13 protein-coding genes are annotated in these 15,433 nt (G+C 44.2%); 9 read left to right on the top strand and 4 right to left on the bottom strand.

Going from position 1 to position 15,433, the window contains the following annotated elements; translation table 11 throughout:
- The first annotated feature begins 65 nt into the window (after positions 1-65).
- From AC1DP6_RS31070 to AC1DP6_RS31030, 9 genes are all read left to right on the top strand, one after another.
- Entirely contained in the window at positions 66-1,577 is a 1,512-nt protein-coding gene (locus tag AC1DP6_RS31070) for a glycoside hydrolase family 43 protein (protein WP_477058364.1), read from the top strand.
- Between the two features lie 222 nt (positions 1,578-1,799).
- Positions 1,800-2,405: an RNA polymerase sigma factor gene (locus tag AC1DP6_RS31065; protein WP_477058363.1), complete on the top strand. Its 606-nt coding sequence runs from the start codon at positions 1,800-1,802 to the stop codon at positions 2,403-2,405.
- Positions 2,398-3,129, top strand: a complete 732-nt coding sequence (locus AC1DP6_RS31060) for a hypothetical protein (protein ID WP_477058362.1) — start codon at positions 2,398-2,400, stop codon at positions 3,127-3,129. Before AC1DP6_RS31065 ends, AC1DP6_RS31060 begins: the two co-directional genes overlap by 8 nt.
- A 2-nt stretch (positions 3,130-3,131) precedes the next feature.
- The gene (locus tag AC1DP6_RS31055) at positions 3,132-4,568 is read left to right on the top strand and encodes a S8 family serine peptidase (protein ID WP_477058361.1); all 1,437 of its coding nucleotides are present in this window, start codon (positions 3,132-3,134) and stop codon (positions 4,566-4,568) included.
- A 3-nt stretch (positions 4,569-4,571) separates the two neighbouring features.
- A complete protein-coding gene (locus AC1DP6_RS31050; protein WP_477058360.1) occupies positions 4,572-7,358 on the top strand; it encodes a CHAT domain-containing protein in 2,787 nt (928 codons plus the stop codon).
- A 101-nt stretch (positions 7,359-7,459) separates the two neighbouring features.
- Positions 7,460-8,122, top strand: a complete 663-nt coding sequence (locus AC1DP6_RS31045) for a hypothetical protein (RefSeq protein ID WP_477058359.1) — start codon at positions 7,460-7,462, stop codon at positions 8,120-8,122.
- Between the two features lie 38 nt (positions 8,123-8,160).
- Complete coding sequence (locus AC1DP6_RS31040; protein ID WP_477058358.1) at positions 8,161-8,730, top strand: collagen-like triple helix repeat-containing protein; 570 nt, start codon at positions 8,161-8,163, stop codon at positions 8,728-8,730.
- A gap of 273 nt (positions 8,731-9,003) precedes the next feature.
- The gene (locus AC1DP6_RS31035; protein WP_477058357.1) at positions 9,004-9,891 is read left to right on the top strand and encodes an AraC family transcriptional regulator; all 888 of its coding nucleotides are present in this window, start codon (positions 9,004-9,006) and stop codon (positions 9,889-9,891) included.
- A 7-nt stretch (positions 9,892-9,898) separates the two neighbouring features.
- Positions 9,899-10,327 carry a mechanosensitive ion channel family protein gene (locus tag AC1DP6_RS31030; protein ID WP_477058356.1) on the top strand — a complete coding sequence of 143 codons (429 nt, stop codon included), beginning with the start codon at positions 9,899-9,901 and terminating at the stop codon, positions 10,325-10,327.
- 19 nt (positions 10,328-10,346) lie between these two features.
- Here the strand turns inward: AC1DP6_RS31030 and AC1DP6_RS31025 are convergent, their stop codons facing one another.
- From AC1DP6_RS31025 to AC1DP6_RS31010, 4 genes are all read right to left on the bottom strand, one after another.
- On the bottom strand, positions 10,347-11,777 hold the full coding sequence (locus AC1DP6_RS31025) for a response regulator (protein WP_477058355.1): 1,431 nt from the start codon (positions 11,775-11,777) through the stop codon (positions 10,347-10,349).
- 82 nt (positions 11,778-11,859) lie between these two features.
- Positions 11,860-12,843: a terpene synthase family protein gene (locus tag AC1DP6_RS31020; RefSeq protein ID WP_477058354.1), complete on the bottom strand. Its 984-nt coding sequence runs from the start codon at positions 12,841-12,843 to the stop codon at positions 11,860-11,862.
- A gap of 510 nt (positions 12,844-13,353) precedes the next feature.
- Entirely contained in the window at positions 13,354-14,607 is a 1,254-nt protein-coding gene (locus tag AC1DP6_RS31015; protein WP_477058353.1) for an FAD-dependent oxidoreductase, read from the bottom strand.
- A gap of 26 nt (positions 14,608-14,633) precedes the next feature.
- Positions 14,634-15,389 (bottom strand): DUF6597 domain-containing transcriptional factor, encoded by a 756-nt coding sequence (locus AC1DP6_RS31010; RefSeq protein WP_477058352.1) that lies wholly within the window; start codon positions 15,387-15,389, stop codon positions 14,634-14,636.
- Between the last annotated feature and the right edge of the window lie 44 nt (positions 15,390-15,433).

The raw sequence follows: 15,433 nt of genomic DNA, 5'->3' as shown, positions 1-15,433 counted from the left end.
TGAGATGCTTTAATGAATTAGCGTAGACATAACCGGCTATTTTTGTCTCCACTACAATCATAAAGATGAAATTAAAATTTTTAACGGCAGTTATCATCACCATTTTAAACGCGGCAGCGCCATCCATAGCACAGCAGGCACCCGCAAATATTCCGGGCGACTTTGCGGATCCGTCCATTATCCGGCAGGGGAATAACTATTACGCAATCGGTACTTCCAGTGAATGGGGCCCTCACTTCCCGATCTTTAAGTCCAACAACCTGCAACAATGGGAACAAACAGGCTTTTTATTTGATACGCCTCCCTCCTGGACCGTTGCTTCCTTCTGGGCACCAGAGTATTTCTTTCACCACAACACCTACTACGTTTATTATACGGCTAAACGAAAAAGTGATGGCGTTTCCTGCATCGGCGTGGCCACATCTGCATTTCCCGATCATGGATTCAAAGATCATGGCGTGCTGATTGCGTACGGCCATGAGTCTATCGATGCCTTTGTATTCAACGACAACGGACAACTATACATCACCTGGAAAGCCTATGGTCTGGATAAAAGACCCATTGAAATCCTGGGCAGCAAACTATCCGATGATGGACTTTCCCTCACCGGCGATCCTTTCACACTCCTCAAAGATGAGCAGCGCATGGGGATAGAAGGACAAAGCATCCTGAAAAAAGATAAATACTATTACCTCTTTTACTCCGCAGGCAACTGTTGTGGCGTATCCTGCACCTATAATGTACGCGTGGCCCGCGCCCTCTCTATCACAGGACCTTATGAGGACGATGCAGCCAACCCCGTGCTCTCGGACGGCCGCGACTGGAAATGCCCCGGTCATGGCACCTTTGTACAGGATACGAAAGGCAACTACCGGTACCTATATCATGCCTACAATAAAGCCAGTAATGTATTTACAGGAAGAGAAGGCATCATAGCAGCCCTATCCTGGGATGCCCAACAGTGGCCGGTGTTCAGCCATATTTCCAGTTCCCTGAAAAGCCAGCCAAAGACATCTTTCCATTATGATTTTTCAAAACCAACGAAAAAAATATGCTGGCAATGGGACTTTAGAAACATGCAACCCGATTTCAAACAGGCAGATGGAAAGTTATACCTGTCCGGAAAACACAGCGACAACAATCCTGCTGGCGTAGCACTTACGGTACGACCATTCAGCGCATCCTATGAAATCAGCACGGCGATATTAAATAATAATCCCGCAGCCAAAGGGTTGATCATATATGGCGATGCCACAGCCGCCCTGGGCATTGCGGTGCGGGAAGATAAAGTGGAATGCTGGATATCGAAAGATGGAAAAAGAACCGTGCTTAACGAACAGAAAATTCAATCCACGCAGCTGCCGGTATACCTGAAGATGATCGTATCCCCTGATTTTACCTGCAAGATGTATTGGAAACAGGGCACTAACTGGAATGAACTAACGCCGGACCAACAACCTTACCCCATCAGCTTCCTGCCCCAATGGGACCGCAGCCCGAGACCAGGGCTCAACTATATGGGCAGTGGAAAAGAGAATGCAGCATTCAGTTTCTTCGAGATCAAATATGGAAATTGAATTACGAATTACGAATTACGAATTACGAATTACGAATTACGAATTACGAATTACGAATTACGAATTACGAATTTGTGCGGAGATAGTAAACGCAAAGAACATCCGCTATTATCTCCCCACAAATCCGTAATTCKTAATTCGTAATTCGACAGGGGGGGTAAAAATATTGTTTTTTTATAGTATATTACAGCATACTATTCCCCCGTTTCCTATATTCATTTTATGACATCCCCGCTAGCATATCATGACCAGGAACAGAAAATCCTTGCCGGATTGCAATCAGGTGGCCCGCAAAGGCGCATTTATGAAGAACAATTGTATGACCAGTTCCATTATCTGATTGGAGAAGGCATGCGAAAATACAGTCTCCCTGAAGAGGAAAGTGCCAGCGCCTATTCTGACGCCATTATCAGTGTCATCGACAATATCGTTCATGCCCGCTTTGAAGGCAGGTCTTCCCTAAAATCATACACCTACCAGATATTTCTTAACAAATGTGTTGACATAAAACGAAAAACAACGACTAATAAAGGGAGGGTACATCAAACTTACAGCATAGACTCGCTGCTGACGCTGTTGCCGGATAATGCCCGCAACATTGTACAGCAACTGATAGACAACAGCAACCGCTCCCTGTTACAAAAAAGCCTGGCAGACCTGGGTGAAAAGTGCAGACAGCTATTGTTACTGTTTGAAGATGGTTATAGTGATAAAGAAATCGCTACTGAATTACAATATAATTCTGCCGATGTAGTAAAAGTAAGCAGGCGTAGGTGCATGGAAAAACTAAAAGAAAAAATGCTGCCGCTCAACCGGTTTTATGAATGAAACATTGCACTATATTGACGATTATTTCTCCGGCGCGTTATCGGCTGCCGAGAAGCAGACGTTTGAACAACGCTGTGTTGCAGATCCCGACTTTGCAAAAGAGATCGCCTTTTACCTGAGTGCACGGGAAGCCTTACAGCAACAGTTGTATGAACAGAAAAAACAATTGTTCACGGAGCGCCATGCGCAACTGGTCAGCACAGCTGCTACAGCAGAAAAACCGCGTAGCAAAATATACTATTATATCACCGCCGCTGCCTGCCTTTTATTCCTGCTGGGATGGTTCTTTATTTTTAAAGCGCCTACTCCCCAACAACTCGCCGGACAATATATACAAACCGATCTGCAACAGTTGAGTGTTACTATGCATAGTGGCAGCGACAGTCTTCAAAGCGGTATAGCGGCTTATAATAACAAAGACTATGACGGTGCCGAAAAAATATTTCAATCACTTACCCAACAGGAAGCCATCGCCCCGGATGCTACCAGGTATCTCGGCCTTGTTTACCTGATCAGTAATAAATACGACAAAGCAGTGGCTGCATTTGATACGTTAATAAAGTATCCGCTGTATGCCAATCCAGGCCCATTTTACAAAGCCCTTGCACTCATGAGACGCAACAGCCCCGGAGACCGGCAGCAGGCAAAACTGTTGCTGGAAGAAGTACGCGACAGGAAATTGCCCGGCAACAAACAAGCCATTCAATGGCTTAAAAAAATGTAAACATGAAACCTCTTCAGTTGAACCCTATGCACCTGTGTTATGCAGGGATGCTTTTCGTTTTACTACAAGCTTGTAACGGTGGCGCTAACCAGCAAAAATCAGATTCCACCCAAAAAGAGCAATCGTATCCGGAGCAAAATAAAGCGACACCACCGCATAAAACTGATAGCCCTTATAAAGCCCCGGAATACAAACCAAACGAACTGGTAATCTACTTTAGAAAAACGCCTGCACCAGYCGACATCATCGCGCTCAAAACCCGTATCCACGCTTATACCGGCAATTCAGACAGTATCCGGGTTCAACGTTGTAATAGTTGCACGGCAGTAGTGGAGTTATGGCAGGCCACCGATATACACACATTTGTTCATGCAGACGGTGTAAAAGGCGGTGCCAGTACCGGCGGAGGCTCCAAAGGTGTGGGAGAAGACTCACTGGCKTATTACACCCAGAATTATCATGTAGACATCCCATCGGAACCATATATGCCTGCCGATATCAAAAGAAAACTACCTCCGGCCGCCAATAACGGTGGCGATAATATTATCGTGGCTTTGCTGGATACCGGCGTAGATACAACCATCAGCTTTGCCAGCTACCTTTGGACCAACCCTGCTGTGGATAGAAACTGTTACACAGGTGACCTCCATGGCTGGAACTTTGTAGACCACAACGCCAATATCCAGGATAATAATCCAGCGGCTCACGGTACTATCATCAGCCAGTTTATCATCAATGAATTCCAGCGGCGACCAGGTAATAACCTGCAGCTCATGGTGCTGAAAACACATGATAGCAACGGCAATGGCAATTTATTTGACGTCATTTGCGCCCTGAATTATGCCGCCAGCCAACATGCTAACATCATCAATGCGAGCTGGGGATTCTATAGTAACTATAGTTTTCCATCTCCCTACTACCCTATTGATTCGCTCATTACAAAAGATCTGGCAGCACGCGGCATCCTGTTTATAACAGCCGCCGGCAACAGAATAGAGGCAGAAGATAATAAAGCCAAACTAAGTGGCATTAAGGAAACAGATTTAAGGGATCTGAAAGACCACCATTTTTTCCCGGCCTGCCTTGGCGGCACTAATAATAATATCCTGGTAGTAACTACCGTTAACGACACTACGGTAAGTCCTACGCAAAATTATTCGGACAGCCTGGTGGACCTGGGTGTAAAAGCAGATCTGGCAGCAGATGGCTTTTTGAAATTCAAAGTACCCCTCGCATTAAATGAGGCGTATATCTCCGGCTCTTCTTTCGCTACTGCTATCGCTACAGGTAAAATAGGCGCCATCTGCAAGCAAACATTATACAAGAAAAATCTTAATAAAACACCATTCATCACTGCTCTTGGTACTGCCGTGCAAACAGCACCCAGGCTAATTGCTAAAAAACAGGTCCGTGAAGGCCGATTTATAAGACCCAGATAACGTATGCGCGATGGCATGCAGGTAATCATCACCAGGAAAATATTATACAGGCAGCTGCTGATACTTTGCTGCCTGTTGTGCCCTTTTTATGCCTCTTCCCAATGCCCTGCACCAGCGGTGTTCATAGATCGTATTACTGCTATTGAACAAAACAATGATACCGGCAACGAAACAAAAATACAACAGCTGGACTCGCTGCTAAAACTTTGCCGGCAATGTCTTCCCATCAAAGACAGTGTATATGCACGGATTGTACATCGCCTGGGAAATCTTTACCGCCTGCAGGGCGACTGGGTAAAAGCGATTCGCTATACCAGGGAAGCCATAGATGTTAATAGCCATAGTAAAGGTGCGCAACCATCCTTTCTGGCCAATAGTTATTTCAACCTCGGTTTGTTTTATAATACGTTGTACCTATACCCTGAGTCGCTTCATTATTTTGATAGCTGTATTCTCATTGGTGTAAAGTACCCGGAGAAAACAGCCATTGCCATGATGGCATTTGAAAGAAAAGCTTTTTCACTTTACGGTACCGGAGACTATCAGAAAAGCATTGAAACCGCCGACATGGGCATAGCCCTAGCTGCACGCAGACAGGATACCCTGTCTGAAGTGGCATTGCTGGCGCAGAAGGCACAATCACAGGTGGCACTCAACGATACGGTAGCCGCCACACAAAACATCCGGAGCGCCTTACAAATATTACCTGCCAATGCTCCACCTGAACACCAGGCCACCTGCTTTACCATCTATGCCGGTATCCTGGGCAAGGAAAAAAAATTCAAAGCCGCGATTGCTTTTTATCAACAGGCATTCCAGGTAAATCAACGACTGCAGCGTTGGGATCAATGTGCCCTGAATATGCTGGACATGGGCTATCTGTGCAACGATGAAATGAAAGATGCAGTTGGGGCTATCCGCTATTACCAGCAAGGCATACAGCTGGCCGTAAAATCAGGCGACCCATATGTGCTGGCCGGCGTATATAATAACCTTGGCTCCGCCTATTGGCGGTTACATCAGTACCCAAAAGCACTGCGTTACTATCAGAAAGGACTGAATGCATTACCTGTGCATTTCACGGATACCGCCCTGCAAAGCAATCCTGATGATCAAATGCTGAAAGAGATTGCCAACGATTATTATGTATCCACCCTGTTAGCCAATAAGGGAGAATCGTTGCTGGCAATGTACCATACCTCAAAAGACAGCATGTGGCTGCATAATGCCCTGCGCGCATTTCTGGCCGCAGATAAAGCAGTTGACCTGATGCGCTGGAAACAATATGGCGATCCATCCAGGTTATTCTGGCGAAACCAGACCCGGAAAATGTATGAACAGGCCATTGAAACCTGCTACCTGCTCCGGAACACTACCGCAGCGTTTCATTTCTTTGAAAAAAGCCGGGCCGTATTACTAAATGATAAACTGAATGAATTAGGCGCCAGGAAGTATTTGTCAACTGCAGACATTTCCAACGAGCAAACATTGCGTATACATATTATTTCATTGCAGCAACAACTGGATTTGATCAAACCCAATACACCCGCGTATCAGCAAACTTACACACAACTACTCAGCGCCCGTGACGCATTGGAAAGAGCCATCAAAGACCTGGAAAAAAAATACCCCGCTTATTATCAATATAAATATGACACGGTAGTTTATACCGTATCGGATATACGAAAATATTTATCGGCTCATGGAAAATCACTGGCGGAGTACTTCACCACAGACAGTTCCGTATATATGTTGTCTGTTTCCGCCACTGAATGCAAACTGCTGAAAACAGCCTTTAACAGCCGGGAAGTACTGGAGCTCATGCAACTATGCACCACTGCTTCTATGCGGGAACAGCAATTCCAGCGCTATCACCTGCTGGCACATCAGCTATATAAACAACTGTTTAAACCACTACAACTCTCAGATAGCAGCATCATCATATCTCCTGATGAATACCTGCTTCCGTTTGAAGTACTGCAATCAGACCCTGCTGACCCAATGAGCTTCCTGGTGAAACGCCATGCCTTCAGCTATACTTATGCCGCCCGCTCTTTAATGAAAATACCGCCGGAAAGTGCTGCGGGCAGCCATGGTTTCCTGGGTATTGCGCCCGTAAACTATGCCCCACATCTGCAGCTGGCCGCGCTTACAGGGGCAGACCTTTCTCTGCAAAATATCCGGCAATATTATCATACGCCGCTTTGCCTTTCAGCAGCAACCGCCACCCGCCAGCAATTTCTCACTCATTTGCCCGGGAGCCGCATCGTACAGTTGTATTCACATGCCAGTGCCGGCAACCAGGATAAAGAGCCAGTCCTATACCTCGCAGATTCTGCCCTTTACCTCTCAGAACTCCAGCTGGTGCAGGACTCCGTTACTGCCCTCATCATCCTGTCGGCCTGCGAAGCCGGCATCGGCCAACATGCCAAAGGAGAAGGAGTGCTAAGCCTGGCACGTGGATTTACCCTTACCGGTATCCCTGCAATTATTACTACCCTGTGGCAGATTGATAATAAAGCCACTTACGAATTAACAGAGCAATTCCATCGCCTGCTGAGTCAGGGGCTCCCCAAAGACATAGCCTTGCAGCGGGCCAAACTGCAATTCCTGGCAGATCATGATAACAGCAACCAACTGCCTTATTTCTGGGCCGCCAGCATCTTGCTGGGAGACACCACCCCTTTACAGGAACCACCTCATACAAAAGATAACCCCATCTCCCTTTTTATATCTGCCGGAATCCTGTTGCTCCTGTTTGCATACCTGTTATACCGGAAACTAAAATAATCCGCTTTCATTTGTTCCCCTCCCCCATTTACATCGCGACTAATAGGGTTAGATTATAATGATGTATGCATTCATATTATTCATCTAACAATCACGAAGTCATGAAACAGCTATTATCCATACGGGTATTATCAATCGTATTACTGATTACATCAGGCAGTTGTAAAAAAGATGCTGCCACGAAACCTGAAACAAAACCAACCTCCTTAAAGAATACCATATGGACAGGAGAATACCAGGACCCCAACAAACCTCCGTTTCCCTACAGCATGGAATTCACTACTGATAACGCTGTAGTTCTTCGCAATGCTTATGGCGAACATATCGGTACTTACCGGTTTGAACCGCCCACTATCGTACTTGATTTTCCTGATATGACGGCCACATTCAGTGCCCAGGTAATAAACAGCGGGCAATTCACCCAATTTAAAAACACCGCGGCACAGGACTGGCATTTCCTCAGCAGCATCCTTAATAAAACTACTGACCAGGCATTGGATAATACCACCTGGATCGGCAACTATACACCCGGAGGAACTTATGGTGACTTTCAACTGGACTTAAAACCGCTTTTAAAGGCCAGCAAAATATTTAAAACCAATCTGCAAAACGGTACCTACGTAAGAAAGGCTGGTACGCTCAATATTCAATGGACCGCGCCTAACAATACTTACAGAGAATTTTGTGTATTGTCTGCCGATACTATAAAAGGCTTGTTAGTGAGCGATGCCAACTGGAATACGTTTACACTCACCAAACGCTAATCTTTTTTCATCTCATTCAACACTATAAAACAATAGATATGAAAAAGCTCATCAAATCAGTTTGCCTGATAGCCATCAGCAGCCTGTTTATATTTACCGGTTGTAAAAAAGGTGATGACGGTCCAGTCGGAGCAGCAGGCCCGGTGGGACCCGCCGGACCTGCCGGACCAGTGGGCACGGCCAATATCATCTATTCTTCCTGGATGGACTCGAATCCCTGGACCAACTCCACCACCTCTGTTGGAGCCGGGAAAAGGACCTTCTATTTTGATATCGCCGCACCTAAAATTACAGCCGATATTATTGATAAAGGAACGGTGTTAGTATATGTTAAGTTCATATCTGATCCTGATGGTGTCGGGATCGCCAAATTACTGCCGAGTATTTATTATAACATAGGAGGAGCAGATATTCAGTATCGCTTTCAATACGGGTTATTCCTCAACAAAATAAGAGTAATCTGCGATATAATACCAAGCGGACTTCCTTCAAACAATAACAAAATCAGGTACATTATTATTCCCGGTGGTATACCCAATGCACGCACCGCCGATTATACCAAAATGAGTTATAGCGAAGTTTGCCGGCTGTATAATATCGGGGAGTGAACGCTCAGCTAAAGGACCGGCCATATTGAAGTATCCAAAAAGTGTTCTACCTTTTTAGATACTTCAATATGGCCGTCCCTCTGCAAATCACTCCTATCCAAAAACTTCTTTCTATCATTCCTCTTACCTCATCATCCCTCACTTTCTTTTTTCGAAAATAACATCATCAATAACCCCTATAAGAGGTTAACGATTCCATCTAAAACATTAWCTATATTTGCATAAATCTATTTTTATACACAAAATCCCATCAATAATATTACAATACAGGTCATGAAAGCGAGATTAATGGATACCGGTTTAAGTGCGGACCGGCAGCTTCGTGTTAAGTATGTAGACAAATCCTACCTTGATTCCCACTTTCATTTTCATGATGCCTGCGAAATGGTATTGATTGAAGAGGGATATGGGAAGAGAATAGTAGGAGATCATGTAGATGATTTTGAAGAAGGAGACCTGGTACTCATGGGCCCTAATCTGCCACATATCTGGCAAAACGACAATGTCTTTTTCCAGCAACACCGGCATTTGCGGGTCAAAGCCACGGTACTTTATTTCGCCCCTTCCATGGTATTGAACCTGGTAGCAGGTACGGAAGCAGCGCAGGCCGTAGAACGATTGTTCACCAACGCCTGTCGTGGCCTCCGCTTCAGAGGCCATGCACATACCCTGCTGGTAAAAAAGATAGGCGCCATCGTAGCATCGGAAGGACTCAGGAAGATTTCCCACTTCCTGAATATGATAGACTTCCTTTCAGAATCGGCAGATTACGACTATCTCGCCAGCAATGCCTACCAAAATGCGCTCACCACTAAGGATGCCGGCCGGTTTAACGATGTATATCAATATGTGATCACCAACTTCCACCAGGAAATTACCCTGGATACAATTGCCGGAATAGCCAAAATGTCTCCCACAGCTTTTTGCCGTTACTTCAAAGCACGCACACAAAAGTCATTTGTACACTTTCTGCAGGAAATCCGTGTATCCCATGCCTGCAAATTACTCCGGCAGAATGAACTCCCCATCATGCAGATATGCTTTGAAAGTGGCTACAATAACCTCGTCAACTTTAATAAGTGTTTCAGGAATATTACTTCCATGAGTCCATCAGAATATAGAAAAAGTATTCAAAAGGGGAATAGCGGTCAACACAACTAAATCAACGGTGTTTTCTTATCTTAATGAAAAATTGACCTGGGATGGCCCCGATATGGTGATCCCCAATGGAGATCTCCTCAACTCCCGGCTGCTTAACTGGACGCTTGGAGGCTACAAACGGCGTATGACCCTGGTAGTCGGCGTGTCGTATAACACCGATCTGGAAAAAGCAAAAAGTATATTGATGGAGATTTTAGACGCAGATGAACGGATACTGGCTGCACCGGCACCAGTAGTACTGTTCCAGGATTTTAACAATAGCTCCATTGATATCAACTTGTTTTTCTGGGTGCGTCACTTCAGAGACGGTGTCAGTACCAAAAGCGATGTTATTGCTGCTATCACTACAGCGTTTAGAAAAAATAAAATAGAAATCCCGTTTCCTCAGCAGGATGTACATATCTTCAAAACAGATAATGAATCTGAAACGCAATAAACCAGATAAGTTGCGTTACTCAGGCAATAGAAGATCTTTCTCCCAACTGCTGATCCATCAATGAATATAGGTCATTAGCCTGATATGGTTTTATAAGGCACTCATTGGCACCTGCCTTTAAAATATCTTCTTTTTCCTGGGTAAATACCCTGCCGGTAACTACTATTACCGGTAACTTGCTGTATTGGGGATCAGCACGAAGCAGCTGCAGCATCTCCACGGCGCCCATTACCGGCATATCGGAGTCTGTTATCACCATATCAGGGTGTTCTTCATGAATGATCCGCAATGCTTCCTTTCCGTCTTCTGCGCATAACACCTCTGCCCCATTTTTCTTTACAGTGGATTTTAGCAGATAGAGGCTCATCGGATTATCTTCCACAACAAGTATCTTATACCCCTGGAAGTTATATTTATTTACTGGCTTGGAGATGACTTCTGCGTCTGAAATAACCAGCGGGAAATAAAATGAGAAAATGGTATTGGCATCATCACATCTGGCGTCAATCTTTCCTCCCAATTTCTCCAGCAGTGACTTCGTGATAAACAGCCCCAATCCGGTACCTTCAATTCTATTGCGCTTCACGCCCGAAAAGGGTTTGAAGAGATTGTCCAGTTCCTGGGGATCAATAACACCTGGGTTGGTGATATCACAGTAAATTCTATAATTTTCAGCGTATACTTTTATATGGATAGTGCCTTGTTTGCAGGTATATTTAATAGCGTTGGAGAGCAGATTATTGAAAATCTTTGTGAGTGATAATTTATCGAAGCTGATATATTCGGGGAGATCATTCCCAAAATTTAACTGGATCTTCTTCTCCTCATAGTTGGCTGTTTCCTGGGGAATTTTAACCAGTTCGGTGATGCAACTTTTCAGGGGAATTTTCTCAAATAAATTATCGATTTCATACCCTGCTTCTATCTTTGAAAGGTCCAGCACATCATTGACAATCCGTAGTGTCTGAAATGCGGCCGCGTAGAGGCAGTCAATTCTTTTCAGGGTATCCGGATTCTCAATCGTCTGTTTATCCTCATAAAGCAACTGCGCCATGCCAAATACAGCATTGAGCGGGGTTCTCAGCTCATGAGAGGTTTCACGGACATAAATACTTTTAGATAAATTTGCCTTCTCTAATGCTTCATTCTTTACTGAAATGATGCGCAATAAGGCTCTGTAATAATCTTCGTAAAGTAAAATAACGATGGCATTCAAAGTAATGCCAATAGGAAATACCACTGCTCTGACAGAGAACTTATTATCCTTAACCATCTGGAAAGGATGAATAAAACCCAGTCGCTGGTTCAGTTCTATACCAATCAGTGAAATGGCGGTAAGCTGTGACACCAATTTAAATACCGGCTTATTTAAAACGTTCCTGGCTACTTTAATGGATTTTTCAAAATGTGGTGTGACGAAATTGATGAGGGAATTGGTGGAGGGCTGCATGGATTTGAATTTATGTATATAAAAAATCTACTCCTAACCGCCTAGGAGTAGATAAAATAATAAAAAAAATCCATTTATCCTGTTAATACGATGTTAACAGAAACGGTTTAATACTGTCAAACTGCTCTGCATACCTATACGTTTTCTCTGACCAGAGTTTATTCCCCAGGATCATCTGCTTTAAATTATCCATATAAAGCTGGYACTGGTAGCTATACTCCTCGCCGAAATCGGGAGGCGTATCACACAATGCTATAAATGCCCTCATTTCATCATTGTGAATCTGCGCAGCCATATTGTAGGCATCTTTCAGGTTCTTCTTATATTCATCTTTAATCACCAGCACCAGGTTCATGTACTCGTTGTCCTGGTATTCCTTTGCGGCGGAGTAATAATCATTTGCCCAGGCCATGATCCTGGTGGCCAGTTTCCTTAACCGGAAGTTGTGTGGGTGGCTATAAATATGATGGGGTAATATCACGCCGGCAGACAGTTCCACCCAGCCCATCAGCTGAAATAGCCCTACCAGGTCTTCCCGCAGAATCATGTAATAATCTACCGTGGGATAGTGTCCGGTAGCATTGAAGTAAGAGCTGGCAATGATGGAATCAAAAAATTTCTTTACATCATGTATATAACGGCTCAACCATTCCGGCGAAGAGATCGCCAGTAACTCAGCGCGTAATATTTCAAACTGGTGTAGCACATCATTCTCCGGCTTAATAGCATGGCCTTCCAGCGTTAAAATGGCTTCTTCGCAGTAGCCCTGAATTTCATGGGCATTTTTCCCAAATCCGTGTAAATCATCAAAAACAAAAAAAAGCAAAATGTGACGCCCCGCTGCTTCTAACATTTGCCGGGATGCCCGCGGGAAAAAAAGGCAGGTCAATTCCCCGAATGCAGACTTTTTAAATGACTCTTTTAAGTTGTCCGGCAGGGAGCGGTATTCATCTGTCCATTCTTTTACTTTTGTTTCCATGTGGCTGGAAAAGCCGCCATCAATGGGTTCAAATGGGCAATAGAGGGGCTCAAGACTTAGTGCAGTCATGTCATTTACTGTTACCATAGTAAATTGGATTTTAAATTGGTTAGGAAAATAATAGTAAACTTCTGTTACTGAATTCTGAAGACGGTTGAGGATATAGTACTTCGCATATAATTCGAGTTCTGAAGTAATTTATTCCAATTCCTTGTCCATTTTAGCTTTTTTTTGATGGCACTTCACCTGAAAAGGCTTACCAATACGTAAATAAAATACATCTAAAAGAATACGTATATTTCTAATTGAATATGTAATAATTGTAATTTGCGGGCGGGTAATGGATGGGACGAGTGCGACGTAAATTAAATTACAAATAACCCGTGCATTTGATTTGCAGAAGGACTGCCCGGTAAAGAGAGGAGGTATTAAAGAAGAGGATCATTAAAATGAGTAAATGGAATATGGCGCTTATTCCGCTTAGTAACACACAAGGAGATTGGCGTTACAGTCAGTGCATTTATTTTATCGAAATGAAATCCTGGCATTACGCAAAGCGGCAACCAGCATTTCAATAGCGCCATCCACACCGGCACATCAAATGCTGGCGGGACGTCCTATCGCCTTTTGAATGAATGGCACTACCGTCACATTCACCAGGTACTTTGCAATAAATACCGCCTGTTTAAGCTTGTTGTCGCTAAACATACTCAGCATCGTCTTTAACGCGCCAGGCTGATGCATCCATTTGGTATTAAACATCGTGTCCCTGCCAATTTTAGCAAACCTGGCAAACATTTGCTTTTCATAATGGGCAATAGCCATTCTGGTATCCGCAAACGAGGGATCCGTGAGTGCCTCACTGAGCTGCAATGCATCTAACATAGCCATATTTACGCCTTCTCCTGCGAAAGGAGGCATCCAGTGAGCAGCATCGCCCAGGAGGGTAATGTTCAGTTTGGCTTCCCATTTTTGATCTAAGGGCATGCAATATTGCGGACGTGGAATGAAAAGGGTGTCTTCACTTTCAAACAATTCCCACCACACATTGCTCCAGTCAGCAAACTCCTTTTTAAACCACGCTAATACCTGTTTGTGATCTTTGAAGTCAATCCCACTGTTTTTAGCCCAGTGTTCTTCTGATTTAAAGCTGAGGGCAAATCCAAAACTACCGTCTCCTTTTGAACTAACGATCAACGTCTTTTCATTACCATAGGCGAATATTTTCCCGCCTTTTAATAGCTGGTGAATAACAGGGGCTGTTTTGGCGGCATCTTTAATAGCGCCTTCCAGCATGGTGATACCCGCCCATAGTGGCTTGATATCCGTTACATAGTGCCTTATCTTTGAGTTAGAGCCATCTGCCCCAATAACCAGGTCCACAATGGCTGTATTCCCATTTGCCAACACTATTTTCCATTGATCCTGTATCGGGCTGACTGCCAGGATGTGACTATCCCACACAATGGTATCCGGCTGTAATGAGTGGAGTAAAATTTCCCGCAACGACCCACGATCTATTTCCGGGCGGTACTCTTTGTCACCAAAATTCTCCGTGCGTCCTTCGCTATGCTGATCTGAGAAAATTTTTGCGTCCTGATCTACTACTCTGACCATTTCTGCTCCCGGGCGGTAACTGGCTTTAAATTCCTCCATCAAACCAGCTTTTGCCAAAGCGGCCAATCCTGATTCCGTATGCAGATCAAGGGCACCACCCTGAATTCTTACGTCTTTATTAATATCTCTTTCGTACACTTTTACATCTGCACCTTTAAGCTGTAAAAGGCGTGCTAATGTCAGGCCACCAGGCCCGCCGCCAATAATGGCTATCTTTTTCTGTTGAATGTTCATGCCTGATTTGTTTTGACGATACAAAACTACTCCTTAGGCAAGGCAGATAATAGTATAAATCGGCCGTTTGAGTTTTTGGACAACTCCTTAGGCACCACCCCGGAGAACTTCTTTATCTCCTTAATAAAATGAGTTTGGTCGGTAAAGTCCTGCTCCGGAAAAAGCCGGCCTTCTTTGATATGGTTCAGCGATGCCCGGAAGCGTAAAATATTGCAGAATACCTTTAAAGAAATGCCGAATTGCTCATTAAAGTAGCGGTTGATCTGTCTGCTGCTCCAAAATACCTTTTCCGATAATTCTTTTACCGATAAAGCACCATTGGAAGTATAGATCAGGTCAAATAAATTTTTCTTCCTGCTGTCAATGTCGGGTTTAATTAAGGTGAGCATTTTGGCAACAACCTTACCACATAAGTTGTCAAAATCAGCCAGATCTTCTTTTGTAATATCCCAGAAGTTATCCGGCAGGATCTGGGCGCCATTTAATACAGCAGCCACTTTGAAATTAAGCAGGTATTCAATGGCCAATAATTTAAAGCTGATAGCAAACATCACCTGCTTAGCGGGAATGGCGTGCTGTCCTGGTTCGGTATCTAACCCTCTCAGTATAGCACGAAAAGACTCTTCTGCGGAGTAAGAAAAAATAATATCAAACCTTCCGTCAGGCAAAACAACAATCTCTTTTTGCTGCGCCGCCGCATTTTCGAGCATCCAAAAACTTTCCACAAAATCGGATAGCTGCGGAGAAGGTTGTTGAGTTTTAAAGGTGATATTGGTTTCCAACAGTAATGATCTTTATCTTTTATAAAGATAGACAAATAAGCGTG

Source organism: Chitinophaga sp. 01L420, assembly GCF_056399985.1.
The sequence above is the reverse complement of the archived record's forward strand: the minus strand, read 5'-3'. Positions and strand labels throughout refer to the sequence as shown.

Bases quoted from the DNA above. Each gene is read 5' to 3' on its own strand.
- AC1DP6_RS31015 (WP_477058353.1), bottom strand. From the start codon at position 14,607: ATGAACATTCAACAGAAAAAGATAGCCATTATTGGCGGCGGGCCTGGT.
- AC1DP6_RS31060 (WP_477058362.1), top strand. From the start codon at position 2,398: ATGAATGAAACATTGCACTATATTGACGATTATTTCTCCGGCGCGTTA.
- AC1DP6_RS31065 (WP_477058363.1), top strand. From the start codon at position 1,800: ATGACATCCCCGCTAGCATATCATGACCAGGAACAGAAAATCCTTGCC.
- AC1DP6_RS31045 (WP_477058359.1), top strand. From the start codon at position 7,460: ATGAAACAGCTATTATCCATACGGGTATTATCAATCGTATTACTGATT.
- AC1DP6_RS31035 (WP_477058357.1), top strand. From the start codon at position 9,004: ATGAAAGCGAGATTAATGGATACCGGTTTAAGTGCGGACCGGCAGCTT.
- AC1DP6_RS31050 (WP_477058360.1), top strand. From the start codon at position 4,572: ATGCGCGATGGCATGCAGGTAATCATCACCAGGAAAATATTATACAGG.
- AC1DP6_RS31070 (WP_477058364.1), top strand. From the start codon at position 66: ATGAAATTAAAATTTTTAACGGCAGTTATCATCACCATTTTAAACGCG.
- AC1DP6_RS31025 (WP_477058355.1), bottom strand. From the start codon at position 11,777: ATGCAGCCCTCCACCAATTCCCTCATCAATTTCGTCACACCACATTTT.
- AC1DP6_RS31040 (WP_477058358.1), top strand. From the start codon at position 8,161: ATGAAAAAGCTCATCAAATCAGTTTGCCTGATAGCCATCAGCAGCCTG.